Genomic DNA, 25,871 nt, shown 5'->3' on the forward strand with positions numbered 1-25,871 from the left:
GTGGTGGGTCGGCACGTACGATGGGCGGGTGAGTGAGGCTGAAGCGACCCGGACCGGTAAGCGTGTGATCCTGGCGAAGCCGCGCGGTTACTGCGCGGGCGTCGACCGGGCGGTGCAGACCGTCGAGGAGGCGCTCAAGCTCTATGGCGCGCCGATCTACGTCCGCAAGCAGATCGTGCACAACCGGCACGTGGTGCGGACCCTGGAGGGCAAGGGTGCGATCTTCGTGGAGGAGAACGAGGAGGTGCCGGAGGGCGCGACCGTGGTCTTCTCCGCGCACGGCGTCGCCCCCGAGGTCCACGAGCAGGCGCGGAGCCGCTCGCTGAAGGCGATCGACGCAACCTGTCCGCTGGTCACCAAGGTGCACCAGGAGGCGAAGCGGTTCGCCGCTGAGGACTACGACATTCTGCTGATCGGCCACGAGGGGCACGAGGAGGTCATCGGCACCGCCGGCGAGGCGCCCGAGCACATCCAGCTCGTGGATGGTCCCCAGGACGCCGAGCGGGTCACCGTCCGGGATCCGAACAAGGTGGTGTGGCTGTCCCAGACCACCCTGTCGGTGGACGAGACGCTGGAGACGGTGGCCCGGCTGAAGAAGCGGCTGCCGCTGCTCCAGTCGCCGCCGAGCGACGACATCTGCTACGCCACCAGCAACCGGCAGCACGTGGTCAAGCAGATCGCGTCGGACTGCGACGTCATGATCGTGGTCGGCTCCACGAATTCGTCGAACTCGGTACGGCTGGTCGAGGTGGCCCTGGATGCGGGTGCGCGCGCCGGCCACCTCGTCGACTTCGCCCGCGAGATCGACGACGCATGGCTCGAGGGCGCCCGCACGGTCGGCCTGACCTCGGGGGCCAGCGTCCCCGAGGAGCTCGTCCAGGAGGTTCTCGCGCACCTCGCGGCGCGGGGCTTCACCGATGTCGAGGAGGTGCTGACCGCGGACGAGCGGCTGACCTTCTCGCTGCCGCAGGAGCTGAAGCGGGACATGCGGGCCGCAGCGGCCCGCGGATGAGCGGTGGGGTCCCGCTTCGACCGGACGGTCCGGGCCGCGTGGCGGTAGCGGCGTGGCGGGAACGAATCGATGGGCCGGAGCGTCCGAAACTGTATGAGAAGCCCTTGGCTCGCCACCCCGGCGTTGGCCGTCTGCCTGGCGCTCAGTGCCTGCGGCAGCGGCCAGGGCGCGGGTGAAGACCCCCTGACCGAGATGGGAGCGACGCCCGTGACGACCCCCACCGATCCGGAACCAACGGCCGCCGACCCCGAGTCCTCCGCCCTGGCCGCCCCCACCACCCCGGGGTCAACGCCGGCCTCCGTGCCGACGCGTACGCCCAAGGAGCCGGCGGGGCCGAGTAAGCCGCCGCCGGTCGGCGCCGCCACCCTGACCGGCACCGTGCAGGCCGGGGTGGAGTCCGGATGTCTGCTGCTGGATGGATATCTGCTGGTCGGTGGGCCCCCTGCGGTATTGACCCCGGGCGCGTCGGTGCTGGTGACCGGGAAGATCCAGCCGGACCTGGTGACTATCTGCCAGCAGGGCATCCCCTTCCTGGTGGAGACGGCGTCCCGGCAGGGCTGACCCCGCCCGCGCAACCGCAGGAGCCCGCCCCCGGTAACCGGGGACGGGCTCCTGCTTGTTTCGCGTACGGGTCAGTTCACCGAGCCGATGGCGACGGCGCTGCGGCCGACGACCGCGCCCTCCGCCGTCACCACGGTCAGCTCACCCTGCAGTTCCCGGCCAGCGGCCGGGCCCGCCAGGGCGGTCACCGTGCCGCTGAAGGCGTCGGTGGCGCCGTGTCCCAGGGCGAGTGGGGTTGACGGTGCCGACAGGCTGCCGAGCGCCGGGGCGGAGAAGGAGTCCCGGTAGTCGTACGCGGTGCTGCCACCGAGGCCGTCCACCGCGTACCCCTCGACCACGATCCGGTAGGTGCCCGCGGCCGGCTCCGACAGCGTTACCGCCTCCTCCGAGTCCCCGTCTGCGGAGGAGCCGAGCAGCTCGGTGCCCCGGTAGACGTACAGGTCCAGGTCGGCCCCGGCGTTTGCCGGGTTACCGATCCGGGCCGCGAACTCGGCCGCGTCGGCCGGCACCTCCACGAGGAACTCCTGCGCGGCGCCCTCGGCGACAGTCGGGCGGTCAGTGTGGACGCTGGCGAGCGGTCCACCCTGGCCGGTGACGGTCACCGGGCCATAGGTGTTGGTCACGCTCCACTCGACCGGGGTCGGCGTACCGGCGTCAACCGCCGGTAGCTCGACCATGGCCGGCTCGAACGCCACACCCTGGATCCGCGCCGTCAGCTGGTACGGGTTGTTCAGCGACGGCGAGGTGCGACGCGACTCCACCTCGATCTGCCAGACACCGGGGAGCGGGTTCTGGTAGTCCCGCTCCTGCGGGTTGCAGATGTCGGGGTCGGAGTAGTTGGTGAAGCAGACCCGGCTGGAGGTGCTCTCCGTCGGCACGCCGTACGGGTTGAACGCGATGAAACGGGTCTGCGAGCCGGTGGCGATGCCGCCGAGGTTCAGCTGGAGGGCCTCGGTACCGGGCGGAACGGTAACGAAGTAGGACTCGAAGCCGTTCCGGTCAACCGAGCCTTCGGCCGAGAAGGAGAAGTCCGGCTTGCGGGTGTCGTTGCTGGCCACGACCACGAGGGAGACCTCGAAGTCGATCGTGTTGGTCGCCGGGTCATCCACCGTCATGATCGCGCCGTGCGCGCCCGCGTCCGGTCGAGCGACGACGGGGACGGTCACGGTCCGGTTCAACGGCAACTTGACGGACTTCGGTGCCTGGAAGGTGCCGTCATTGCCGCGCAGCGCGATGTCGTGCTTGACGGTGCCGGTCGGCCCGCTGGTACGGGTGATCTTGACCCGGTAGGTCTTCTTCTGGTCGATCCGGTGACCCCCCTCGCCAGCGGCGCACCGGTTGTAGACGCCGGTACCGCGGTCCGGCGTCCCCAGCTGGTCGGAGAGGACGGTGCAGACCGGTGCCACCGAGGTGTACGAGCGGGTCTGCACGCCCTTGCGGAGCAGCTTCCACGCGCCGGACACGTCCACCATGCCGTAGCCCTGGCCGTACGTGGGCACGTCCTTGATCGGCTTCGCCGAGCTGTACAGCGCGCGGCGCAGCATCTGCGGGGTGACCCCGCGGTCGGTCGCCCGGGCGGCCGAGAGCAACAGCGCGGTGGCGCCGGCGGCCTGGGGAGAGGCCATCGAGGTGCCGTTGAACATCCCGTAGCCCGGCGGCAGCGAGTAGCCGGCCTCGGGGACCGGGCTGCCCGCCTGCCAGAGCGGGGTGGTGGAGATCGCCGCGCCGGGTGCGGCGACGTTCGGCTTGGTGCCGCCGTCTTCACGTGGGCCCCGGGACGAGAAGTTGAACAGTGCGTTCTTGGTCCGCACCACCGAGCCGTAGTTGGCCAGCCAGGTGTCCTTGCTGACGCTGGCCGCGACGCTGACGACGTGCTGGGCGACCGACGGGTCGCCGACGGTGTTCAGGCCGGGGCCGGAGTTGCCGGCGGAGATGATGAGCTGGACGCCGTAGGTGGTGATGAGGTTGTTGTACAGCTCGGCGCGGGCGTTGTCGCCGTCGTTGAGCGCCGGCAGACCACCGATCGACATGTTGACCACGTCGACACCCCGGTTGATGACCAGGTCGGCCATTCCGCTGGTGAGCGCCGAGTAGGTGCAGCCACCGCCCCAGGAGCAGGCGCGGGACGAGACGAGCTGGGCGCCGGGCGCGGCGCCGTCGAACACCTCGTTGCCGAACATGTCGTTGGCGGCGGTGATGCCGGCGACGTGACTGCCGTGGGCGTCCGAGACGATGCCGATGTTGACGTAGTCGACCAGGCCGGGGCCGCCGACCGGGGTGGTGTCGACGTCCTCCCGGAACTCGACCACGAAGGGCAGCTGCTCGCGGACGGTGGTTGCCGGGTCGTCCGTGCCGAAGTGCCCGACATCGAACTTCTCCTGGTACGGACGCATGACCGTCTCGTCGGTGAAGTCTCCGTCGAGGTCAACGTCGATCAGGATGTCGTTCGTGGCGGGGTCGTAGAGCACGCCCCACTCGTCGGTGGTGTCGCCGTCGCGGTTGACGTCACCGCCCACCTCGCTGCCCGCGGTGATCTGCTCCCGGAAGACGTTGAAGTGGTAGCTGCCCGCCGGTGCCGTCCAGGTCGCACCGGCCGACTCGAACGATGGGCCGGTGACCTCGGTGATCATCGGGCGCCAGGTGGCATCCTCGAACGGGTGCGTCGCGGTGACCCAGTCGACGATCTTTCGGTCGCCAGTGGTGGTTTGCTGGAGCGCCGGGTGGTCCAGGTCCACGCCGGAGTCCATGATGCCGATGGTGATTCCCCGGCCGTCCCACTCGGGATTCTGGTCAACGAACTTGACGGCGCCGGTCTCGCCGGCCGGCAGGTAGGGGTTGTCCGCGCGGGTGTCGTCACCGGGACCGCTGAGCGTGCTGCCCTGCTTCGCCGCCTGCTGGCCGTTGGTCACCGGCCGCGGGTCGGTGAGCTGGATCGTCTCGTCCAGGTCGACCGCGGCGACCCCGGGCAGGGTAGCGGCTTTGATCACCTTGCTGGTCGGGACGGTGGCCAGGACGTAGCCGATGGTGTCGTATTTGTCCGTGACGGCCGCACCGAGCTCGGTCAGGTCGGCAGCGACCTCTTTCGCCTCGTCCTGCTCGGTCGCGACGATCAGGGTGACGGTCTCGGCCTTCGTCGCTTCCGCCTCGGCCAGGAGTTTGGCGTCGTGCGAACCCAGCACCTCCACGGGGGTGGATGGCGTGTCGGGTGCGGCGCTCGCGGTGGCGGCGCCGCCCGCGACGGTCACGGCGCTGGCGGCCATGACCGAGGCGAAGAGTCCGGCGGAGGTGCGCCGGCTCAGCTTTCGGGGTTTGCTCACGTTCTCTCCTCCGGAGAACAGGGCCCTCAGTTCCAGGGCACACGTGAGCGAAATCCTTCGGCTATCGATGTCGATTGTCACCACTGACAGAGGCCTTGTGACCATCTCGTGACCTGCGGGTTTGTCGCTGTCACACCGAATCGGCGCGATTTCCATCCACTTGCGAGTTAATCCGCATCCACTCTGGAACAGGTTCGGTGAGCTCCGGTGCCTGCGGCTGGCGGGGGGCGAGCTCCACCTGCGGCGGCGGGGCCAGCTCCTCATCGGAGACGCCCAGCTCGGCGAGCTTGCGGGCGCTGACCAGCACGCGTGACTCCAGCGAACCGACCGCCCGGTTGTACGCCGTCACCGCCCCACCGAGCGTGGACCCCAGCCGGCCCACGTGTTCGCCGAGCGTGGCGAGTCGGCCGTGTAGTTCCCGGGCGAGCGAGTGCACCGCCACCGCGTTGCTGGCCAGCGCCGCCTGCCGCCACGCATAGGCGACCGTACGCAGCAGTGCGACGAGGGTGGCCGGGGTCGCCAGCACCACGTTGCGGGTAAAGGCGTGCTCCAGCAGGGTCGGGTCGCGCTGTAGGGCGACGTCGAGGAACGGGTCGGCCGGCACGAAGAGGACCACGAACTCCGGCGCCGGGTCGAATGCGGTCCAGTACGCCTTCGCGGCCAGCGCGTCAACGTGGGCCCGCAGATGTTTCGCGTGGGCGTCCAGGTGCGCGTCGCGTCCCCGTTCGTCGCGGGCCTCCATCGCGGTCAGGTACGCCTCGAATGGCGCCTTCGCGTCCACCACCACCGACCGCCCCCCGTGCAGGCGAACCACCAGGTCGGGGCGGACCGTCTGCTGGTCGGTCGTGGCTGTTACCTGCTCGGCGAAGTCGCAGTGCTCCAGCATGCCGGCCGCCTCAACGATGCGGCGCAGCTGGTGCTCACCCCACCGCCCCCGGACCTGCGGCGCCCGCAGCGCCGCGACGAGCTGTTTGGTCTCGGTGCGCAGCTCACCGGAGACCGTGCTCATGGCACGCACCTGCTCGCGCAGCTCGGCGTAGGCGTCAACCCGGTCCCGCTCCAACTCGGCGACCCGCTGCTCGTAGCGGTGGAGCGTGTCGTGCAGGGGGGCCACCGCACGGGCCACCGCCTCCTGGGACTGCGCGGTCGCCTCGTAGCCCAGCGTCCGTAGGGACTGCTCCAGGCGACCCTCGCCCGCCTGCGCGGCGGCGAGCGTGGCCTCCAACCGGGCCAGCTCGGTGGCGGATCGGGCGCGGGCGGCGTACCACCCCACCGCGCCGCCCGCCGCGAGGCAGCCGAGCACCACGGCCAGCGTCGGAAACTCCATGTCGCCGAGCATCCCAAACGGGTACGACCGACCGGTGCCGGGTGGATCGAAGGTGATGTCGCCCCGCCTCCGCCGTGGGCCGGCACGCCGGCCCGTCCACGGTGCTCAGCCGGTGTTGCGCATGCCGGCGGCGATACCGTTGACCGTGGTGAGCAGGGCGCGTTCCAAAGCGGTGCCGTCGCTGGGCGCCCGACGGCTGCCCGGTGCCGTCACCACCGCCCGGCCTGGTGCGCCGGAATCCCGGTACTGCCGCAGCAACGCCACCTGGAGGTGGTGCAGCGGTTCCAGGTAGGTGTCCCGTACCGCCAGCGTGCGCTGGAGCACCGGCGCGTTCTCCAACAGCTCCGGGGAGGCGGTGACGGCGAGCACCTCCCGCCGGGTCAGCTCGTACTCCTGCTCGATCTTGTGGAAGATCGGGTGCAGCTTCTTCGGCACCAGCGTCTCCACGTACCGCCGCGCGATGGTCAGGTCGGTCTTGGTCAGCATCATCTCCACGTTCGACAGGAACGTCCGGAAGAAGTGCCAACTGCGGTGCATCTCGGCGAGCACGTCCCCGTGGCCGGCGGCGCGGGCCGCCGCCAGCCCGGAGCCGACGCCGAACCAGCCGGGGACGATCTGTCGGGTCTGGGTCCAGCCGAACACCCACGGGATGGCCCGCAGGCCGGTGAGCCCGGCACCGGTGTTCGGTCGCTTCGCCGGTCGGGAGCCGATGTTCAACGCGCCGAGCAGCTCGGTCGGGGTGGACGCCCAGAAGTACGCCGGCAGGTCCGGGTCCTCGACCAGGTCCCGGTACGAGCGGTAGGCCGCCGCGCTCACCACGTCCATCGTCGCGTCCCAGCGTTCCAGCATCTCGGCCGGCTGCCGGGGTGCGGTGTGCAGCAGCGTCGACTGGAGCACCGCGGCCACGGTCAGCTCCAGGTTCTCCCGGGCCAGCGCCGGCAGGCTGTACTTGTCGGAGATCACCTCGCCCTGCTCGGTCACCTTGATCTCGCCGTCAAGGGTCCCGTAGGGCTGGGCCAGGATCGCGTCGTGCGTCGGCCCACCGCCTCGGCCGACCGTGCCGCCCCGGCCGTGGAAGAGCCGCAGCTGCACGCCGTGCCGGGCGGCCACGTCCCGCAGGGCGCGCTGCGCCCGGTGGATAGACCACTGACTGGTGGTGATGCCGGCTTCCTTGTTGGAGTCGGAGTAGCCGAGCATCACTTCCTGTACGTCGCCGCGGGCGGTGACCAGGGCCCGGTAGGCGGGTAGCGAGAGCAACTCGTCCAGCAGGTCGCCGCCGGCGTTCAACTCGGCGGGGGTCTCCAACAGCGGTACGAAGCCGATCCGGGCCCGGCTGCTGTGCACGTCCACCAGCCCCGCCTCGCGGGCCAACACCACGGCGGCGAGGACATCGTCCACACCGAGGGTCATCGAGATGATGTACGACTCGATCACCTCGGTCCCGAACCGGTCCTGGGCCTCCCGGATGGTGCCGAAGACATCGAAGGTCCGGCGGGCCGACTCGGTCAGCGGAGTGTCGAGCGTGGACAGGGGTCGACGGCCGGCCAGCTCGTCGGCGAGGAGCTTGGTGCGCTCCAGCCGGCTCAGCGCCGGGTAGTCGGACACCTCGCCTACCGCTGCGAAGAGCTGGGTCAACACCTCGTGGTGCTTCTCGGCGTGCTCGCGGACGTCCATGGTGGCGAGGTGCAGGCCGAAGGCGGAGACCGTACGGATGGTCGAGGCGAGCCGGCCCACGGCGGTGAGCTGGCCGGAGTTGCGGGCCAGCGAGGCGCGCAGCAGCTCCAGGTCGGCGATCAGCTCACCCGAGCCGCGGTAGTCCCGTCCCGGCAGGTGCGCCGTGCCCTGGCGGAGCCGCTGCCGGGTGTTGGCGAGCTTCGACTTCACGCACCGGGCCTTGAGCCGGTACGGCTCCTCGGCATTCACCCGACGGAACCGGGGCGCCACCTCGGGCAGCGCGTCCAGGTCGGCGGCGAGGCTCGCGGAGAGGTCCAGCGAGACGCCGCGCAACCGCCGGGAGACGGAGACCTCGTTGATCAGTTGGTCCATGGCCTTCTCGGTGGCGGCGAGGCCGTGCTCGTGCGCGATGACCAGGACCTCCCGGGTCACCGTGGGGGTGACGAACGGGTTGCCGTCCCGGTCACCCCCGATCCAGGTGCCGAAGGTGAGGGGTCGGGCGGTGGGTGAGGTCTCCACCCCGAGGGTGCGGAGCGTGTCGGCGAGGTCGTCAAGCACCTGGGGCGCCGCCTCGGCGTACAGGTCGCGTAGGTAGTAGATGGCGTTGCGCGCCTCGTCGGTCGGGTCCGGCCGGTCGAGCCGCAGCTCGTCGGTCTGCCACATCAGATCGAGTAGTTCGGCGAGGCGGCGGTTGGCCGGGCCCTCGTCGCTGGCGCCGTAGAGGACCGCGTTGGTGGTCTCGGTGTCCAACTCGTCGGCGATCGCGCGCAGTTTGGACAGGATCGAACGGCGGGCGGCCTCGGTGGGGTGGGCGGTGAAGACCGGGCGGATGGCCAGTCGTCGTGCCGCCGCCGCGATCTCCTCGGCGGGAACGCCACGCTCGGCGATCATCTTGGCGGTCTGGTCCAGCCAGCCGCCCTGAACGGCCCGGCGGCGCCGCAGATCCCGGGCGCGATGGACCTGTTCGGTGATGTTGGCCAGGTGGAAGTAGGTGGAGAAGGCGCGGGCCAGCCGGGTGCCGGTGGCGACATCCAACCCGGCGAGCCGCTGCGCGGCAGCCGGGGCGTCGGTGCGAACCTGGGCGCGGATCTCCTCGACGAGGTCGAGCAGGGGCCGCCCCTCCTGACGAGCCAGGGTCTGGCCGAGCAGGGTGCCGAGGCGGCGGATGTCGGCGCGTAGTGCGGCGTCGGGGCCGTCGTGGTCGTGTTGGTCGGTCACGAAGCGCTCCTTACGTGAGTACGAAGGACAGCGCTGTCCGACTCCCAGGATGGTAACCGCGGGGACTGGGCGGAGCCCACGGGGTCCTTGCTAAACCTTGGTGAGTCGCGCCCACCCAGCCCGGGGATCCACGTCACGTGCCCGTTGACCCACCCCCGGAGCGATAGGGTCAACGAGTCAACCCCCCGTCCGGCTGGACGAGGGGCGCTCGTCGTGCCGTCGCCGTGGAAGTGATCACATGCTCACCGGACTCTTCGCCGCCGCCCTCGCCGACCCGGCCCTGGCTCGGGCTCGGGACCTGGCGCGATCCGGCGCAGCCCAGGTCGACGGGCTCGACCTGACCGCACCGCCAGCGCTGCGTCCGTTCGCGGTCGCCGCCGTGGCGGCCGACGAGCCGGTGGGGGGTGCGGGGCGCCCGGTGCTGGCGGTCACCGCGACCACCCGGGAGGCGGACGACCTCGCCGCCGCGCTGGGCAGCCTGATCCCCGCCGACCAGGTGGCGGTCTTTCCGTCTTGGGAGACGTTGCCGCACGAGCGGCTCTCGCCGCGCTCCGACACCGTGGGCCGCCGGCTGGCGGTACTCCGCCGTCTCGCCCACCCCGAGGCGGCCGACGCGCAGGGGCGCAGTGGCCCGCTGCGGGTGGTCGTAGCTCCCGTCCGATCTCTGTTGCAACCTCAGCTCAAGGGGCTGGGTGAGCTGGAGCCGGTCCGACTGTCCGCCGGCGACGAAGCGGACCTCGAGGAGGTGGCGCGCCGGCTCACCGACATGGCGTACGCCCGGGTCGACCTGGTTACCAAACGCGGTGAGTTCGCGGTGCGTGGCGGTATTCTCGATGTCTTCCCGCCCACCGACGAGCACCCGGCCCGGGTTGAGTTTTGGGGCGACGAGGTGGAGGAGATCCGCACCTTCGCGGTCGCCGACCAGCGCACCATTGAGCTGGTCAACCAGCTCTGGGCCCCGCCCTGCCGAGAGTTGCTGCTCACCCCGGACGTCCGGAAGCGGGCCGCCGCACTGGCCGCGGAGCACCCGGAGCTGGCGGAGATCCTCGACCGGCTCGCCGAGGGCATTCCGGTCGAGGGGATGGAGTCGCTCGCTCCGCTGTTGATCGGGGCCGACTCGATGGAACTGCTGCTCGACACCATGTCCACCGGGACCCACGTGCTGCTCTGCGACCCGGAACGGATTCGTACCCGGGCGCACGATCTGGTGCGTACCTCAGCGGAGTTCCTCCAGGCCAGCTGGGCCGCGGCCGCCGTCGGTGGCGCAGCGCCGATTGACCTCGGCGCCGCCGCCTTCCGGACGCTCGCCGAAGTCCGCGCGCGGGCCGGTGGGCTGGGTCAGCCGTGGTGGACGATCTCCCCATTCGGACTGGCCGAGCCGGCCCCCGCCCGTCAGCCGTGGGAGGACGAGCCGAACGAGGTCGACATCACCCCGGACGACGCGATCGCGGTGACGGTCGCGGCCCAGCCCGCGCCGCTCTACCACGGCGAGACGGCGCGGGTGGTGGACGAACTGAAGCGTTGGACCGGCGAGGGCTGGTCGGTCGCGCTGGTCTTCGAGGGGCACGGCCCGGCCCAGCGGGCTGTCGAGGTGCTGCACGATGCCGGGCTCGGCGCCCGCCTGGTGGACGAGGTGACCTCGGCGCCGGCACCCGGCCAGGTGCTGGTTAGCTGTGGGCCGCTGACCGGTGGTTTCGTCGCTGAGGCATCCCGGTTCGTGCTGCTCACCGGGGACGACGTCACCGGCGGCCGGGGCGCGTCAACGCGGGACATGCGCAAGCTACCGAGCCGGCGGCGTAACACCATCGATCCCCTGGAGCTGCGGGCCGGTGATCACGTGGTGCACGAGCAGCACGGCATCGGCCGCTACGTCGAGTTGGTGCAGCGCACCGTCAACGGGGCCAGCCGGGAGTACCTGGTTATCGAGTACGCCCCGAGTAAGCGCGGCCAGCCGGGCGACCGGCTCTTCGTCCCGACCGACCAGCTCGACCAGCTCTCCCGGTACGTCGGCGGCGAGCAGCCGGCCCTGCACAAGATGGGCGGCTCGGACTGGCAGAAGTCGAAGGCCCGGGCCCGCAAGGCGGTCCGGGAGATCGCCGCGCAGCTCATCCAGCTCTACGCCGCCCGCAAGGCGTCCAAGGGGCACTCGTTCGGCCCGGACACCCCGTGGCAGCGGGAGCTGGAGGACGCCTTCCCCTGGCAGGAGACACCGGACCAGCTGGCGGCGATCGAAGAGGTCAAGCGGGACATGGAGCAGACCGTCCCGATGGACCGGCTGATCTGCGGCGATGTCGGCTATGGCAAGACCGAGATCGCCGTCCGGGCGGCGTTCAAGGCGATCCAGGACGGTCGGCAGGTGGCGGTACTGGTACCCACCACCCTGCTGGTGCAGCAGCACTACAACACCTTCGCCGAGCGGATGAGTCAGTTCCCGGCGACGATTCGCCAGCTGTCTCGGTTCCAGACGCCGAAGGAAGCCGAGCAGACCCTGGAGATGGCCGCGGCCGGCACCGCCGACATTGTCATCGGTACCCACCGGCTGCTTCAGGCGTCTGCCCGGTTCCGCTCCTTGGGGTTGGTCATCGTGGACGAGGAGCAGCGCTTCGGCGTCGAGCACAAGGAGCAGCTCAAGTCGGTGCGCGCCTCGGTTGACGTGCTGAGCATGTCGGCCACCCCGATCCCCCGAACCCTGGAGATGGCGATCACCGGCATTCGGGAGATGTCCACCATCGCCACCCCGCCGGAGGAGCGGCACCCGGTGCTCACCGCGGTCGGGGCGTACGACGAACGGCAGGTGGCCGCCGCCATCCACCGCGAGCTGCTCCGGGACGGCCAGGTCTTCTACCTGCACAACCGGGTGGAGTCGATCGAGCGGGCGGCGCGGCGGCTGCGGGAGTTGGTGCCCGAGGCGCGGGTCGCGGTGGCGCACGGCCAGCTGGGTGAGGATGCCCTGGAGCGGGTCATGGTCGGCTTCTGGGAGAAGGAGTTCGATGTCCTGGTCTGTACCACGATCGTCGAGTCCGGCATCGACATCCCGAACGCCAACACCCTGATCGTCGAGCGGGCCGACCTGCTTGGTCTGGCCCAGCTGCACCAGATCCGGGGCCGGGTCGGCCGGGGCCGGGAGCGGGCGTACGCGTACTTCCTCTATCCGTCGGACAAGCCCCTCACCGAGCATGCCCACGAGCGGTTGGCGACCATCGCGCAGCACACCGAGCTGGGTGCCGGCATGTACGTGGCGATGAAGGATCTGGAGATCCGGGGCGCCGGCAACCTGCTCGGCGGCGAGCAGTCCGGTCACATCGAGGGCGTCGGGTTCGACCTGTACGTGCGGATGGTCGGGGAGGCGGTGCAGGCCTTCAAGGGAGAACGCCCGGAGGAGGAACCGGAGATCAAGGTCGATCTGCCGGTGGATGCCCATCTGCCGCACGACTACGTCGGGGTGGAGCGGCTGCGCCTGGAGATGTACCGCAAGCTCGCCGAGGCCCGGGACGAGGAGCGGCTGGGCGCGGTGGTCGCCGAGCTGACCGACCGCTATGGCGAGCCGCCCGCCCCGGTGCAGAACCTGGTGGCGGTGGCCCGGTTCCGGCTGCTCGCCCGCCAGTACGGGCTCACCGACGTCAGCATGCAGGGTCGCAACCTACGGTTCGGCCCGTTGCCGCTACCGGACTCGAAGCAGCTGCGCCTCAAGCGCTATCACCCGGACGCGGTTTACAAGCAGGCACTGGAACAGGTCAGTGTGCCTCGGCCGACTACCCGGCGGGTCGGCGGCGAGCCCCTGCGTGACCAGGCGTTGCTGGAGTGGTGTGGGCAGCTCCTCGCCGACGTGCTCGGCCCGCCCCGGGAGCTGGCCGGTGCCGCCGACGCAACGGCGCGCGGCGGGCGGTGAGGTGGTGCGACCCCAGCCGAGGGCGCGGGGCGTCGGGGGGTGTCCGGTCCGGCGCCGCTGGCGTGAGAGAGTTGCCGTCATGCGTGCTCGCCGTCTTGTCGCCGCCGCCAGCCTGGTGGTCGGCCTCGTCGCCCTCACCGGATGTCGTACCGAGCCGGGGGTCGCCGCGTACGTGGGTGACCAGCAGATCACCGAGGACACCGTGGACGAGCTCCTGGACGAGCTGCGGGCCACCGCCGCGACGGAGGCGCCCGAGTTTGGTGGGCCGGCTCCGCAGCCGCCGCCCCGGTCTCAGGTCGTCCGCGAGTTGGTGCTCGGCACGGTGTGTGACCAGGTCTCCGCTGACCGGGGCTACCAGCCGCAGGGGCGGACGGAGCCGGCTCAGGTCGCCGGTCAGCTTGGTCTCCCCTCGGAGTCGGGGTATGTGCGGCAGCTGGCCGATCTCTACACCTGCCTCTCCGGACTGCCAATGGGCGATTCGGTCGCCCCGACCGAGCAGGAGCTCGCGGAGGTGATTGCCGCTGGGCGTGCGGCCGGAGCGATTCCTCCGGATACTCCGGATGCCGTGGTCGCCGGTCAGCTCGACGGCCCCCAGCTGCGCAACGCGCTGGCGAGTCGCCGGGCACTTGCTGCGGCTGCCGGGGAGTACGACGTCACGGTCAATCCCCGCTATCGGCCGCTGGAGTTCCCGATCCTCAACTTCTCCTCCGAGGTCGCGGCGGTGAGCGTGCCCCTGGGTGAGTCCGGTTCGGACGCGGTTACCGACGTCTCCAGCCCGGAGCCGCTGCCGCCGACCGGGGCGGACCGACCGGCCTGAGCATGGCGGCACGGATCACACTGCTCGTCACCTCGCCGCGGCTGCCGGCCGGGCTGCTCACCGCGGCCGCGTGGGATGTCGTACGCCAGAGTCCCGTGCTGGCCGGGGCGGAGAGCGAGTTGACGGCGGCGGTTCGAGCCGCGGGAGCCGAGGTTGCCGTCGTGGCTGGCTCGGCCACCCCGGCGTTGCTGGAGGCCGCCGCTGCCCACGGTGGTGCGGTCTGGCTCGCCGGCCCAGCGGGCGACGAGTCGCTCGCCCGGGAGCTGGGCCTGCGCCTGGCCCGGGAGCCGGGGCTCGCCGAGTTGGAGCTGCTGTACGGATCATGGGATCCGCCCGGAGCACGGCTGCTCGACGCGGTGGCGGTGCTGGACCGGCTCGCCTCGCCCGGGGGTGATCCGTGGAAGCGGGCGCAGACCCACCGCAGCCTGGCCGGCTTCCTGTTGGAAGAGTGCTACGAGGCGTACGACGCGATCAGCGCCGGCGACACCGACGCGCTCCGCGAGGAGCTTGGGGACGTGCTGCTCCAGGTGGTGCTGCATGCCCGGCTCGCCGAGGAGTTGCCCGAGGGGGAGCGGTGGAGCGTGGATGACGTGGCCGGTGGCCTGGTCGACAAGATGGTGCGGCGCAATCCGCACGTCTTCGCCGGGGATCAGGCCGGCACCCTCGCCGAGATCGAGGAGAACTGGGAGCGGATCAAGCGGGCGGAGAAGGCGCGTGACTCGGTGCTGGACGGCATCGCCCTGAGCCAGCCCGCCCTCGCCCTGGCCGCCAAGATCATTGATCGGGTCGCCCGGGTGCGGCTCGCCATCTCGCCCCCGCCGGCGCAGGCGCAGTTCGACCCGGAGGCTCGGCTCGGCGCCGACCTGCTGGCTGCGGTGGCCGACGCCCGTGCCTCCGGGCTGGACCCGGAGGCGGCCCTGCGCCGCGCCGCCCTCGCCTACGCCGAGGTTGTCCGCCGGGCGGAACGCACCGGCAGCACCGGTAGCTGAGGTCCGTCCCGTCAGCTTCGCGGCGAGACAGAACATGGGCAAATGCCCGTAAAACGGGCAAAGAGCGACGGGCTCGTTGGACGGTCTACCCCGTCGGTCTCCGCCAGCAGCTCGAACGGACCGGCGTGGCCGACGGTCTGACCGGCTGTGTCGAGGCTTCAGCGACCGGTAACGGTGAGCGACGCGATGGCGGCGGCGGCGAGCAGGCGGAGCGGGATCGAGATGGCGGACATGAGGACTGGCCTCGCCGATCGGATCGAGCGCGCGCAAACCCTGACGCCGGTTGACATCGGAGAATACGGGAATGTCGGGCGTGCCGTTCGAAGGAACGGGTCGGCACCCGACGGCGCGGCCGGGGATTCAACCGCCGGGTGCCGCGTTGCGCTCTATCGCCGCCCGATACGCTGCGTGCAACACCTTCCCCGCCGCACCGTCGCGGCCATTAACGATCGGCACACACACGAGGAGCGACTCAGTGGCAACCATCGAGGGAATCGTCGCCCGGGAAATTCTCGACTCCCGGGGCAACCCGACTGTCGAGGTCGAAGTGGGGCTTGACGACGGCACGATCGCCCGCGCTGCGGTGCCTTCGGGCGCCTCCACCGGTGCCTTCGAAGCGATCGAGCTGCGTGACGGTGTGAAGGACCGCTACCTCGGCAAGGGCGTTGCTCAGGCGGTCTCGAACATTGAAGACAAGATCGTTGACGAGTTGATCGGGTACGAGGCCAGCGAGCAGCGGCTGATCGACCAGAAGATGCTCGACATCGACGGTACGGACAACAAGAGCCAGCTCGGCGCCAACGCGATCCTGGGCGTCTCCCTGGCGGTGGCGAAGGCTGCCGCTGGCGCCGCCGAGTTGAGCCTCTTCCGCTACCTCGGCGGCCCGAACGCGCACCTGCTGCCGGTTCCGATGATGAACATCCTCAACGGTGGGGCGCACGCGGACTCCAACGTCGACATTCAGGAGTTCATGATCGCGCCGATCGGTGCGCCGACGTTCCGGGAGGCCCTGCGTTCCGGCACCGAGGTGTACCACGCGCTGAAGTCGGTACTGAAGAAGAAGGGTCTCGCCACCGGCCTCGGCGACGAGGGTGGTTTCGCACCGAACCTACCGACCAACGCCGCCGCGTTGGATCTGATCTCGGAGGCGGTCGAGAAGGCGGGTTACCGGCTCGGCACCGACATCGTCTTCGCGCTCGACGTGGCCGCGACCGAGTTCTTCGAGAACGGCACCTACACCTTCGAGGGTGCCGCGAAGACCGCGGAGGAGATGAGCAGCTACTACACCAAGCTCGCCGACGCGTACCCGATCGTGTCGATCGAGGACCCGCTGGCCGAGGACGACTGGTCCGGTTGGCGCACGCTGACCGCTTCCGTCGGAGACCGGATTCAGATCGTCGGCGATGACCTGTTCGTCACGAACCCGGAGCGGATCGCCCGCGGTATCGCCGAGAACGCCGCCAACTCGGTCCTGGTGAAGGTCAACCAGATCGGCTCACTCACCGAGACCCTGGACGCGGTGGACCTGGCTCACCGGGCCGGCTTCCGGTGCATGATGAGCCACCGCTCCGGCGAGACCGAGGACACGACCATCGCCGACCTCGCGGTCGCCACCGGCTGCGGGCAGATCAAGACCGGTGCACCGGCCCGCTCGGACCGGGTCGCGAAGTACAACCAGCTGCTGCGGATCGAGGAGGAGCTGGCTGACGCCGCGCGGTACGCCGGGACGGGCGCGTTCCCGCGTTACCGTTCTGCCTGACGGACGCGAAACTCCGGGGGAGGGGCCAGAGGATGCAGCAGCGCCGCACGCCGGGCGGACAGCGTCCGGTCCGCCGGCCAGGACAGGCCGGTCGGTCGGGCGGTGCCCGGCCGATCCGTGCGGGCGGCGTCCGCGGCGAGTCGCGGGCGACCACCAGCCGCTCCCCGGGTGCGGCCCGGGGCGCCGACGGGGCCCGTTCGGCGAACCGCCCCGCCGTTCGGCGGTCGGCGCCCGGGGGTGCGGTGAAGCGACTCTCCGCACCCCGCCCCCGGTGGGGCACCGGGCGGGCGACCGTGCTGGTCGCGGTGCTGGTCGCCCTCGCTCTCGGCTACACCTATCCGGTCCGGGTCTACCTTGACCAGCGGACGGACATCGCCCGGATGGAGGCCGCCCAGGCGGCGCAGCGGGCGGAGATCGAGCGGCTTGCCGCAGAGGCCGCGAACTGGCAGGACGAGAAGTACATCGAGGCCAAGGCCCGGGAGCGCTTCTTCATGGGCCGCGAAGGCGAGCAGATGTTGATTGTGCTCCCCAAACCGCCGGCGGAGGCCGAGGCGGCGGGTCAACCCGCCGGTCAGGACGGCCTGGCCGGGGCTGACCGGTGGTACGACACACTGTGGTCGAGCGTGACGGCCGCGGATCAGGAATAGCCCGGCGAGTGAGTGCCGCCACCGAATCAGGAAGGACACCGTGACAGTCGTACCACCGCAGGAGCCGGCGGCCTCTTCCGTACCCCCGCCGCGACGCGAGCCGGCCACCCCAGCCGACCTGGCCGCGGTGGCGGGGCAGCTCGGCCGTCCACCCCGGGACACCCGGGCGGTGGCCCACCGCTGCCCGTGCGGTACGCCCGACGTGCTGGAGACGACACCGCGGCTCGCCGACGGTACGCCCTTCCCGACGCTCTTCTACCTGACCTGTCCGCGGGCGACGGCGGCCTGTAGCCGGCTGGAGTCCGCCGGGCTGATGAAGGAGATGGCCGACCGGCTTGCGGCGGATCCGGAGTTGGCCGCGCGCTATCGCGCCGCGCACGAGGACTACCTTCGGCGCCGGGAGGCGATCGGTCATGTGCCGGAGATCGCCGGAATCTCCGCCGGTGGGATGCCAGATCGGGTCAAGTGCCTGCACGTGCACCTCGGGCATGCGCTGGCAGCCGGTCCCGGTGTCAACCCCTTCGGGGACGAGGTGTTGCGGCTGATCGAGCCGTGGTGGGCGGGGGGACCATGCGTGGCCGCGCCAGCGGACGGGTGAGATGACCGCTGCCGGCGGCATCGTGCTCCGTCGCGCCCGGACGGCGGACGTTCGGGGGATTCGGCGGCTGATCGACACATACACCGATGGAAGGCGGCTACTCAGCAAGGCGACCGTGACCCTGTACGAGCATGTGCAGGAGTTCCGCGTCGCGGTGACACCCGCTGGGGATGTGATCGGCTGTGGCGCCCTGCATGTCATGTGGGAGGACCTGGCGGAGATCCGGACGGTGGCGGTTGACCCGACCTGTCGGGGCGGCAGGATCGGGTACCGGATCGTGGGCGACCTGATTGACACGGCCCGGGAGTTGGGCGTGGCGCGAATCTTCGTGCTCACCTTCGAGACCCGCTTCTTCGGTCAGTTCGGGTTCACCGAGATCGACGGGGCGCCGGTCCCGCACCCCGTCTACGAACAGCTGCTGCGCTCGTACGACGAGGGTGTCGCGGAGTTTCTCGACCTGGAGCGGGTCAAGCCGAACACGCTCGGCAATACCCGAATGTTGCTGCGGCTCTGAGCGGGCCGTCGGGCCTGCCGTAGGGTTGCGGGCGTGACAACGCGTGTGGCCGCCATCGATTGCGGGACCAACTCGATTCGCCTGTTGGTCGCCGATCTGCCAGATCCGGGTGCTGGAGCGGGCACGCCGTTGGTCGAGCTGAGCCGCCGGCTGGAGACTGTTCGGCTGGGCCAGGGCGTCGATCGCACCGGCCGGTTGGCCCCGGAAGCGATCGAGCGGACCCGGGGGGCGCTGGCGGAGTATGCCGCCGAGATCGAGAAGTTGGGCGTCGACCGGGTGCGGATGTGTGCCACGTCGGCCTCCCGGGACGCGGAGAACGCCGCCGACTTCCGGGACATGGTGGAGCGGACGCTGGGGGTCGCCCCGGAGGTGGTGACCGGGGAGGAGGAGGCGCGGCTCTCGTTCACCGGGGCAGTTTGTGGGCTGCCCGACTCGACCCGGGAGCCGTACCTGGTGGTCGACATCGGCGGCGGTTCGACGGAGTTCGTCGTGGGCACCGGCAGCGGCGGCGTGGACGCCGCGATCTCGGTGGACATCGGTTGCGTCCGAATGACCGAGCGGCACCTGGCGGGTGACCCGCCGGACCCCGCCGAGATCAGGGCGGCCGAGGCGGACATTGTGGCTGCCGTGGACCGGGCGCTCGATGCGGTGCCCGGTCGGGAGGCTGCCACGCTGATCGGGCTTGCTGGCTCCGTCACCACGGTGGTCGCGATCGCCGAAGGGCTGACCGGGTACGACCCGCAGCGTATCCACCACGCCCGGGTGTCGTATCGGGCGGTGGCGGAGGTGACTGCTGACCTGTTGGTGGCGACCCGGGCGCAGCGGCTGGCGATCCCGGTGATGCATCCGGGTCGAGCCGACGTGATCGCGGCGGGTGCCCTGGTGCTTCGCGTGATTATGGAGCGTTCGGGCAAGGACCTCGTGGTCGCCTCCGAGCACGACATTCTGGACGGCATCGCTTACAGCTTGCGGTAGGAGCGGCACCGAATCCGTTCCCTTCTCAATACGCCCGAACCAGCCCAAACTTCGGATGCTCCGGATAGGCTGAGACTGTTTTCATTGTCAGGCTTTCGTGGCGAGGGGAGCATGGTGGGCGGGAAGGAGGAGACGGTCACCGTCGGCGAACTACTACTCGGCCGCCTGCATGACCTTGGTGTGCGGCACATCTTCGGCGTGCCGGGCGACTATGCAATGGAATTCACCGATCAGGTCATGTCCTTCGATGGTATCGAGTGGATCGGCAGTTCTAACGAACTCAACGCCGGCTACGCCGCGGACGGCTATGCGCGGATTGCTGGCGTCGGGGCAATTACTACCCAATATGGTCCGGGTGAGCTGTCGGCGCTCAACGCCCTGGCCGGCGCGATGGCGGAGTCTGTACCCGTCGTCTCGATCGTCGGTGGCCCCTCAACCGAGATCATGCGGCGGCGCACCGCGGTCCATCACTCCTTCGTGGATGGCGACTTTGACCATTGGGCTCGGATGGCGTGCGAGGTTACGGTTGCTCAGACGTCGTTGACCGCGGAGCACGCGCTGCGGGAGATCGATCGGGTGCTGGGCGAGTGTTGGTCGCAGCAGCGTCCCGTGTACATCCGAATTCCGGGTGATGTGGCGGTGGCTTCGGTCCCGCGACCTGCGCGACCCTTCCGGCGCCCGGAGCCGGTCACCAACGTGGCGCAACTGGACGCGTTTACGGCCGCTGCGCAGCGCCGGCTCGCCGGCGCCCAGCGGCCGGTACTGCTGGTGGGGAACGTGCCGATCCGGTTGGGCCTGGGGCCAGCTGTCGCCGCGTTCGCGAGCGAGTGCAACTGGCCCGTCGTCGCGCAGGCGCTCGGTCGGGGTCTGTTCGACGAGGCTGACCCCCGATACGTCGGGGTCTACTCCGGCCTGGAGAGTCGAGACGCGGTCCGGGAGGTGGTCGAAGGCGCCGACGTCGTGCTCTGCCTGGGAACCACCTTCATTGACTGGAATGGCCTGTTCACTGCGGAACTAGATCCGGATCGGATCGTCAATCTGGGGGCTGATGCCGCATCGATCGCCGGTACCCGTTTCGGCCCGATCTCCATGGCTGCGGCGTTGGGCCGGTTGCACCAGCTGGCTGTCCGCCGTACGCGCGACTGGCCGAGCGGGGTGGCCCAGTCGGAAAGCTCGTCCGAACTGGACCGCACGAGTAAGAAGCTGATCACTCACGAACGGCTCTGGCCGGCGATCGAGGCGCTGCTGCGGCCGGGGGACATTGTCGTCGCGGAGGTCGGGACCTCCTTCTTTGGTCTGGAAATGATGCGTCTGCCGACTGGGGCATCCGCTCTGTCGGCACCAATCTGGAGTTCGGCTGGATACGTGATTCCGGCGGCTTTCGGTGCCGGAGTCGCCGGACTGGGCCGGCGGGTGGTGTCGATTACCGGTGACGGTGGAATGCAAATGTCCCCGCAGGAGCTTGGTCAGATGCTCCAGTTTGGCCAATCGTCGATCGTTTTTATGATCAATAATCGCGGTTACGCTACGGAGCGGGCGCTCGAAAAGGCGGTTGGGGAAGAGTCTCAGGGCTATGCCGAGATACTCAACTGGCGGTATTCCAAGCTGCTGGCGGTGTTTGCGGCGGAGGATGCCTTTGTGGCGCACACGGCCCGCACCGAGGCCGAGCTGACCGAGATCCTGTCCGAGATCGACGAACGTTCGGAGCGGTTGACCTTCGTCGAGGTGGTCGTCGATCCGGCGGATGTGCCCGAAGGCATGCCGGAGTGGAGTCGGGAGGCTTCCGCCGCCATCTATCACGCGAAGTTTCCCGCTCCGGCTCGCCTGCCCTGGAGTGGGCTCAACTAGCCGGGCGGCCCTGCCGGCAGCCGCTCCGCGCAGGGTTCTGGTCGTTGTCGTGTCCGCAGGTGGTAGGCCTGGTCTCGGGGTGTCCACCGCGGGCTCGGTCGACCAGGTCGGTTGACGCTACTGTGCATTGAATAGTACTGTCCTTCGTATGGACACCACACAGCTCTTGAAGGGCGTGCTGGACCTGGCTGTCCTCGCGGTGCTTCGGGAAGAGGACGGCTACGGCTACGACATCCTGCGTCGCCTGCGCGACGCCGGCCTGACCGAGGTGGGCGACGCCTCCGTCTACGGCACGTTGCGGCGCCTCTTCGCGGCGGGGCTGCTCACCACGTACGTGGTGCCCAGCGAATCCGGGCCGCACCGCAAGTACTACTCGCTGAACGCCGCCGGCCGCGACCAAATCGCGCGCTCCGGCAAGCGCTGGCGCTCATTCGCCAGCACCATGGACACGCTGCTCGACGATCGGGGGAGGGCGGCATGACCGTCACTGAGCAGGAGATAGCCGACTACGTCGCCCGGGTTCGCGGCGCCCTGACCGACCTGCCGCCAGCGGTCCGCGACGAGCTGACCGAAGACCTGCCGGAGCACCTCGCCGTGGTGGCTGCCGAGTCCGACGGAACGCTGGTGGAACGGCTCGGTGAGCCGGAGGCGTACGCCGTTGAGCTGCGGATCGCCGCCGGATTCGGAGCCGGTCGCCGGTCGGCGACCGGAGAGCTGACTGCCTTTGTGGACCGGTTCCGTGCCCGGCTGAACACGCTCGACCGGCAACTCGGCCCACCCCTCGGGTACCCGACGGTGCGCGCCTTCCTGCACCTACTCGCCCCGGGTTGGTGGGTGCTGCGCGGCTATCTCGCGGCGATGCTGCTGGCGGCCGTGCTCAGCACCGGTCTCAATGGCGGAATTGGGCTACTACCCAGGTTCGGCGGCCACCTGTCGCTTGGCCTGATGATCCTGACGGGCCTGGTCATCGCCTCGGTCATGCTCGGTCGCCGGCACCGCGGGTCGCGAATCTGGTCGGGACGGCTGCTGGTCCTCGGTAATCTGGTGCTCGTCTGTTTCGGGCTGGCGGCGCTGGTTTACCTGGAGGATCGGCGCGGTGCGGGTGACTACTACGCTCCGATCTCGGTCGACAGTCGGTACGACCACATCAGCGACGTCTTCGTCTATGACACCGAGGGTCAGCTGGTGGACTACGCGCGGCTGTTCGACCAGAACGGCGATCCGATCCGGCTCGGCTACCCGGACTGCGATGACATGCGGGACGTGATCAGCCGGGATGAGATCGATAGCGCCAACCCGCTGCTGCGTGGCTACCCGTACTGCCCGGAGGCGGCACCGTTCGGGCCGCGGCCCACAGCTGACGCGTCCCCGCCGGCCCTCCCCGCTCCACCCGGAACGGTCCAACCGGACTCGGCTGTCCCGCCAACCGTGCCGGAGAGCGCAGCAACCACACCGGAGGCCCCGTCGCCCGCAACGGAGACCGCACCGACCACGCCGGAGATCCCGCCGACATCCGCGCCCGCGCCGGGTGTCGCGCCCACTGGCTGAGCGCTCTGGGAAGCGGCGACGCCCGTTTTAGGGCGATAAGTCGCATTTAGTAGCGACGGAAGTGACCGAAAGGATGAGGCCGCGGGGCATTAAGCGAGTTGTTGATCGTTTACGGTTTCCTCCGCACTATTAACCCCTGGAAGGAAAATCCGTGCCGGAGCAGGTCGTACCCCCCGCCAACCCCGACGTCCCGCAGCCGGCGGGCATGCAGCCGCCCACCGGTGTGCCCCAGGCCGGCGCCCCAGCCCCAGAGCCGGCTCGGAAGTCCGGTCGCAAGAAGGTCTTCGGCATCGTCGGCGCGATCGTCGCGTTCCTGGTGGTCGCGGGCCTCAAGTTCGGCCTCGGCGCGGTGCTCGGTGGGACAGACGAGACCGCGGAAGCCAAGGCTGGTGACTGCATCGCCGAACTACCCGCGACTATCGGCGAGGAGCTGGAGGAGGTCGACGGAGGCAAGGTCGTCGACTGTGCCTCGGCTGAGGCGACGTACAAGGTGGTCGGTCGAGTCGAGGATCAGACCGAGGAGCAGGCCAAGTCCGGCGAAGCGTGTGACCAGTACTTCCAGGAGAACGAGGAGTACTACATCTTCAGCAACATCACTCCGGGCAAGACGGGCTATCTGCTCTGCCTGACCACCAACTCCTGAGCGGCGTACGGGAGTACGGCGACGGCGGCGCGGTTTCAACCGCGCCGCCGTCGCCGTACCTGGGTCATCGATCGGTGTCCGGGAGGTGAACGCCACTTCTCCGGCGTCTTCCCGGGGGCTCGCCTGGCGTGGCAGGCTACCGGCACGTAGGACCACTGGGCGACCAGCCAACGATGACTGACCGCTAGGAGGACGGCCGATGGGCGACATGGTGACGTACCGGTGCAACGGTGGTACGGGCGGGGGGTATCTCGTGGTGCCGCCCGGCGGTACGGCCAGCCCGGCGGTCATTGTGATCCAGGACTGGTGGGGCCTGGCATCGCACGTTCGAGCGGTCGTTGACCGCTTCGCTGAGGCCGGCTTCGTCGCCCTCGCCCCGGACCTGCGGCGTGGCGGTCCGGCCAACAAGCCGGAGGAACCCCGGCAACTGCTCAACAGCGGGCAGTTGGACGCCGCCGCGGCGAATGTGGCCGCCGCGGCCGACTACCTCGCGGGTCGGCCGGAGGTCGCCGGCAAGATCGGTTGTGTCGGCTTCTGTGCCGGAGCCAGCCTGGCGCTTTGGTCCGTTGCCCGGACCGAGCGGATCGTGGCGACCTCGGCTTTCTACCCCCGGCTGCCCGGGGAGGGGATGCGCCCGGAGTGGCCGGAGTACGCGGGCAAGGCCGCCGCCATCCACTGCTGCGAGGCCGACGGCACCTCGGCCGACCCGGGAGTACAGTTCGTTCGTCGGGCAATCGAGACCGGCGGCGGCGCCTGTCAGACCTACGACTACCCCGGCACCGCGCACGCCTTCTTCAACGAGGACCGGCCGGAGAACTTTGACCAGCGGGCCGCCGCCACGGCGTGGGCCCGCACCCTGGAACTCTTTCGGGCGAAACTTGGCTGACCACGGATCGACGTATCCCGGCGGAACACCCGCCGGGATTCGGCGCGGGCAGCCGGTACGCGCGGATGCCGCCGGCTCGCGTACCGCGGCGCAGGTCGCCGGGGCCGCGGCGGGGGCGACCAGCCTCACCGCACTCGACGCGGCGATCAGCGACTGCTTCGCCTGCCCCCGCCTCGTCGAGTGGCGGGAGGAGGTGGCCCGTACTCGACGCGCGGCTTTCCGGGAGCAGGAGTACTGGGGGCGACCCGTGCCCGGCTTCGGCGACCCGAGGGCCCGCATCGCCCTTCTCGGCCTCGCGCCGGCCGCACACGGCGGCAACCGGACCGGCCGGGTCTTCACCGGCGACCGTTCCGGCGATGTCCTCTTCGCCGCCCTGCACCGGGCCGGGCTGGCCAACCAGGCGACCAGTATCGCCGCCGACGACGGGTTGGTCCTGCGCCACACCCGGGTCCTCGCGGCAGTGCGCTGCGCGCCTCCGGCCAACAAGCCCACCCCGGGCGAGCGTGACACCTGCCAGCCGTGGCTGCACCGCGAAGTCGCGTTGCTCCGGCCGAACCTGCGGGTTGTGGTCGCGCTGGGCGCCTTCGCCTGGGCCGCGTGGTGGCCGACGCTGCACCGGGTCTACGGGATGCCCCCGCCCAGCCCGCGACCCGCTTTCACGCATGGGGCACACTGGTCCGGGAGCGCCGCACCGGATCTGCTCGGCTGCTACCACGTCAGCCAGCAGAACACTTTTACCGGGCGGCTGACACCAGGGATGCTGGACGACGTGTTCGCCCGGGCGAAGCGACTGGCCGGGGTGGAGTGAGGGCTGCGGGGAACTGGGATGACGGACCGGACGCACCGATCCGCACCCTTGGTTCCCGCCGATAGCGGTTTCCTGCGCCGGTGGTGGCCGGTCGCAGCGGTGCTGCTCCTGTTGGCCGCCGCTACCGCCGCAGCCGCCCACTCGTCACTCGGGGCGAGCCGCATCCCGCCCGCGGCCGAACAACTGCCATTCGTCCCGGAGTACCCGACGGCCGAGCCGCTCGAATCGATCCCGGTGGAGCCACGCGACGCGGGTGAGCTGACCAGCCAACAGCGTCCCGACTGGTGGCGAACCGCGCTCCTTGCGCTGCTCGGGGTGGCCGGGTTGGCCGTCGCTGGCCTCCTGGTCGGGACGCTCCTACGCAGTGTGCTGCGTCGAAGCACGCGGCGCAGCTCCGAGCGCCGGATCCCGCGTACGGCGGAAGGCACGGCCCGGGAGGTCGTCGCCGCGCTCGACGCCGGCCTGGTTGACCTCGACGACACCAGCACCGATCCGCGTACGGTGGTTATCGCCTGCTGGGTTCGCCTGGAGGAGGCCGCCGCCGGTGCCGGGGTCCGCAAACTGGCTGGGGACACTCCCACCGAGCTGGTGGTTCGCCTCCTACAGGGCGATCCGGGCGCCGGCGTACCCGCGATCGCCAGCGCCGACGTGCTGGCCGAGTTCGCACATGTCTACCGGGAGGCGCGCTACGCTACCCGGCCAGTGGACGAGCGTACCCGGGACCAGGCTCGGGCCGCGTTGCGCCGGCTCCGTGGGGAGCTGACCGCTCTGGCCGGCACGAGCGGGAAGGAGCCGGCGTGACCAACCGACGGCTCCGGACCCGGTACGAGGAGGTGTCACG

At 70.3% G+C, this 25,871-nt stretch carries 20 protein-coding genes; 17 read left to right on the top strand and 3 right to left on the bottom strand.

The window, feature by feature from the left end; translation table 11 throughout:
* Positions 1-28 precede the first annotated feature (28 nt).
* Entirely contained in the window at positions 29-1,012 is a 984-nt protein-coding gene (locus SALPAC4_RS0114080; RefSeq protein ID WP_018729581.1) for a 4-hydroxy-3-methylbut-2-enyl diphosphate reductase, read from the top strand.
* A gap of 93 nt (positions 1,013-1,105) precedes the next feature.
* Entirely contained in the window at positions 1,106-1,573 is a 468-nt protein-coding gene (locus SALPAC4_RS0114085; protein WP_019870874.1) for a hypothetical protein, read from the top strand.
* Positions 1,574-1,644: 71 nt separating this feature from the next.
* Here the strand turns inward: SALPAC4_RS0114085 and SALPAC4_RS0114090 are convergent, their stop codons facing one another.
* From SALPAC4_RS0114090 to ppc, 3 genes are all read right to left on the bottom strand, one after another.
* Complete coding sequence (locus SALPAC4_RS0114090; RefSeq protein WP_019870875.1) at positions 1,645-4,890, bottom strand: S8 family serine peptidase; 3,246 nt, start codon at positions 4,888-4,890, stop codon at positions 1,645-1,647.
* A gap of 130 nt (positions 4,891-5,020) precedes the next feature.
* Positions 5,021-6,229 carry a DNA recombination protein RmuC gene (rmuC, locus tag SALPAC4_RS0114095; protein ID WP_019870876.1) on the bottom strand — a complete coding sequence of 403 codons (1,209 nt, stop codon included), beginning with the start codon at positions 6,227-6,229 and terminating at the stop codon, positions 5,021-5,023.
* Between the two features lie 93 nt (positions 6,230-6,322).
* Entirely contained in the window at positions 6,323-9,109 is a 2,787-nt protein-coding gene (ppc, locus tag SALPAC4_RS0114100) for a phosphoenolpyruvate carboxylase (RefSeq protein ID WP_019870877.1), read from the bottom strand.
* 238 nt (positions 9,110-9,347) lie between these two features.
* On the opposite strand from ppc, the gene mfd reads away from it, so the two are divergent.
* The 15 genes from mfd (at position 9,348) to SALPAC4_RS0114175 (ending at position 25,831) form a co-directional block, all read left to right on the top strand.
* Entirely contained in the window at positions 9,348-12,998 is a 3,651-nt protein-coding gene (gene mfd, locus SALPAC4_RS0114105; protein WP_019870878.1) for a transcription-repair coupling factor, read from the top strand.
* A 79-nt stretch (positions 12,999-13,077) separates the two neighbouring features.
* Positions 13,078-13,815 carry a hypothetical protein gene (locus SALPAC4_RS0114110; RefSeq protein ID WP_019870879.1) on the top strand — a complete coding sequence of 246 codons (738 nt, stop codon included), beginning with the start codon at positions 13,078-13,080 and terminating at the stop codon, positions 13,813-13,815.
* Positions 13,816-13,817: 2 nt separating this feature from the next.
* A complete protein-coding gene (locus tag SALPAC4_RS0114115; RefSeq protein ID WP_019870880.1) occupies positions 13,818-14,804 on the top strand; it encodes a nucleoside triphosphate pyrophosphohydrolase in 987 nt (328 codons plus the stop codon).
* A gap of 475 nt (positions 14,805-15,279) precedes the next feature.
* Positions 15,280-16,563 carry a phosphopyruvate hydratase gene (eno, locus tag SALPAC4_RS0114120; RefSeq protein WP_018742026.1) on the top strand — a complete coding sequence of 428 codons (1,284 nt, stop codon included), beginning with the start codon at positions 15,280-15,282 and terminating at the stop codon, positions 16,561-16,563.
* A gap of 32 nt (positions 16,564-16,595) precedes the next feature.
* The gene (locus SALPAC4_RS0114125; protein ID WP_027644520.1) at positions 16,596-17,210 is read left to right on the top strand and encodes an FtsB family cell division protein; all 615 of its coding nucleotides are present in this window, start codon (positions 16,596-16,598) and stop codon (positions 17,208-17,210) included.
* Between the two features lie 40 nt (positions 17,211-17,250).
* A complete protein-coding gene (locus SALPAC4_RS0114130; protein WP_018729592.1) occupies positions 17,251-17,808 on the top strand; it encodes a DUF501 domain-containing protein in 558 nt (185 codons plus the stop codon).
* A 1-nt stretch (position 17,809) separates the two neighbouring features.
* The gene (locus SALPAC4_RS0114135; RefSeq protein ID WP_019870883.1) at positions 17,810-18,322 is read left to right on the top strand and encodes an amino-acid N-acetyltransferase; all 513 of its coding nucleotides are present in this window, start codon (positions 17,810-17,812) and stop codon (positions 18,320-18,322) included.
* 45 nt (positions 18,323-18,367) lie between these two features.
* Entirely contained in the window at positions 18,368-19,297 is a 930-nt protein-coding gene (locus SALPAC4_RS0114140) for a Ppx/GppA phosphatase family protein (RefSeq protein ID WP_019870884.1), read from the top strand.
* A 111-nt stretch (positions 19,298-19,408) separates the two neighbouring features.
* On the top strand, positions 19,409-21,145 hold the full coding sequence (locus SALPAC4_RS0114145) for an alpha-keto acid decarboxylase family protein (RefSeq protein WP_019870885.1): 1,737 nt from the start codon (positions 19,409-19,411) through the stop codon (positions 21,143-21,145).
* A gap of 148 nt (positions 21,146-21,293) precedes the next feature.
* Complete coding sequence (locus SALPAC4_RS0114150) at positions 21,294-21,626, top strand: PadR family transcriptional regulator (RefSeq protein ID WP_018817901.1); 333 nt, start codon at positions 21,294-21,296, stop codon at positions 21,624-21,626.
* Entirely contained in the window at positions 21,623-22,693 is a 1,071-nt protein-coding gene (locus SALPAC4_RS0114155) for an HAAS signaling domain-containing protein (protein ID WP_019870886.1), read from the top strand. The genes SALPAC4_RS0114150 and SALPAC4_RS0114155 overlap by 4 nt, the downstream gene beginning before the upstream one ends.
* Positions 22,694-22,844: 151 nt before the next feature.
* Positions 22,845-23,336: an LppU/SCO3897 family protein gene (locus SALPAC4_RS0114160; protein ID WP_027644523.1), complete on the top strand. Its 492-nt coding sequence runs from the start codon at positions 22,845-22,847 to the stop codon at positions 23,334-23,336.
* Between the two features lie 199 nt (positions 23,337-23,535).
* The gene (locus SALPAC4_RS0114165) at positions 23,536-24,222 is read left to right on the top strand and encodes a dienelactone hydrolase family protein (RefSeq protein ID WP_019870888.1); all 687 of its coding nucleotides are present in this window, start codon (positions 23,536-23,538) and stop codon (positions 24,220-24,222) included.
* 37 nt (positions 24,223-24,259) lie between these two features.
* Entirely contained in the window at positions 24,260-25,030 is a 771-nt protein-coding gene (locus SALPAC4_RS0114170) for a uracil-DNA glycosylase (protein ID WP_033664933.1), read from the top strand.
* Between the two features lie 18 nt (positions 25,031-25,048).
* Positions 25,049-25,831, top strand: a complete 783-nt coding sequence (locus SALPAC4_RS0114175; RefSeq protein ID WP_019870890.1) for a DUF4129 domain-containing protein — start codon at positions 25,049-25,051, stop codon at positions 25,829-25,831.
* Positions 25,832-25,871 lie beyond the last annotated feature (40 nt).

Origin of the sequence: Salinispora oceanensis (assembly GCF_000383575.1) — a bacterium.
In the GTDB taxonomy this organism is placed as follows: Bacteria; Actinomycetota; Actinomycetes; order Mycobacteriales; family Micromonosporaceae; genus Micromonospora; species Micromonospora oceanensis.

What these genes read in the sequence shown, in the direction of transcription:
- SALPAC4_RS0114085 (WP_019870874.1), top strand. Translation starts at nt 1,106, where the DNA reads ATGAGAAGCCCTTGGCTCGCCACCCCGGCGTTGGCCGTCTGCCTGGCG.
- rmuC (WP_019870876.1), bottom strand. Translation starts at nt 6,229, where the DNA reads ATGCTCGGCGACATGGAGTTTCCGACGCTGGCCGTGGTGCTCGGCTGC.
- mfd (WP_019870878.1), top strand. Translation starts at nt 9,348, where the DNA reads ATGCTCACCGGACTCTTCGCCGCCGCCCTCGCCGACCCGGCCCTGGCT.
- SALPAC4_RS0114110 (WP_019870879.1), top strand. Translation starts at nt 13,078, where the DNA reads ATGCGTGCTCGCCGTCTTGTCGCCGCCGCCAGCCTGGTGGTCGGCCTC.
- SALPAC4_RS0114115 (WP_019870880.1), top strand. Translation starts at nt 13,818, where the DNA reads ATGGCGGCACGGATCACACTGCTCGTCACCTCGCCGCGGCTGCCGGCC.
- SALPAC4_RS0114125 (WP_027644520.1), top strand. Translation starts at nt 16,596, where the DNA reads ATGCAGCAGCGCCGCACGCCGGGCGGACAGCGTCCGGTCCGCCGGCCA.
- SALPAC4_RS0114135 (WP_019870883.1), top strand. Translation starts at nt 17,810, where the DNA reads ATGACCGCTGCCGGCGGCATCGTGCTCCGTCGCGCCCGGACGGCGGAC.
- SALPAC4_RS0114145 (WP_019870885.1), top strand. Translation starts at nt 19,409, where the DNA reads ATGGTGGGCGGGAAGGAGGAGACGGTCACCGTCGGCGAACTACTACTC.
- SALPAC4_RS0114150 (WP_018817901.1), top strand. Translation starts at nt 21,294, where the DNA reads ATGGACACCACACAGCTCTTGAAGGGCGTGCTGGACCTGGCTGTCCTC.
- SALPAC4_RS0114155 (WP_019870886.1), top strand. Translation starts at nt 21,623, where the DNA reads ATGACCGTCACTGAGCAGGAGATAGCCGACTACGTCGCCCGGGTTCGC.
- SALPAC4_RS0114165 (WP_019870888.1), top strand. Translation starts at nt 23,536, where the DNA reads ATGGGCGACATGGTGACGTACCGGTGCAACGGTGGTACGGGCGGGGGG.
- SALPAC4_RS0114175 (WP_019870890.1), top strand. Translation starts at nt 25,049, where the DNA reads ATGACGGACCGGACGCACCGATCCGCACCCTTGGTTCCCGCCGATAGC.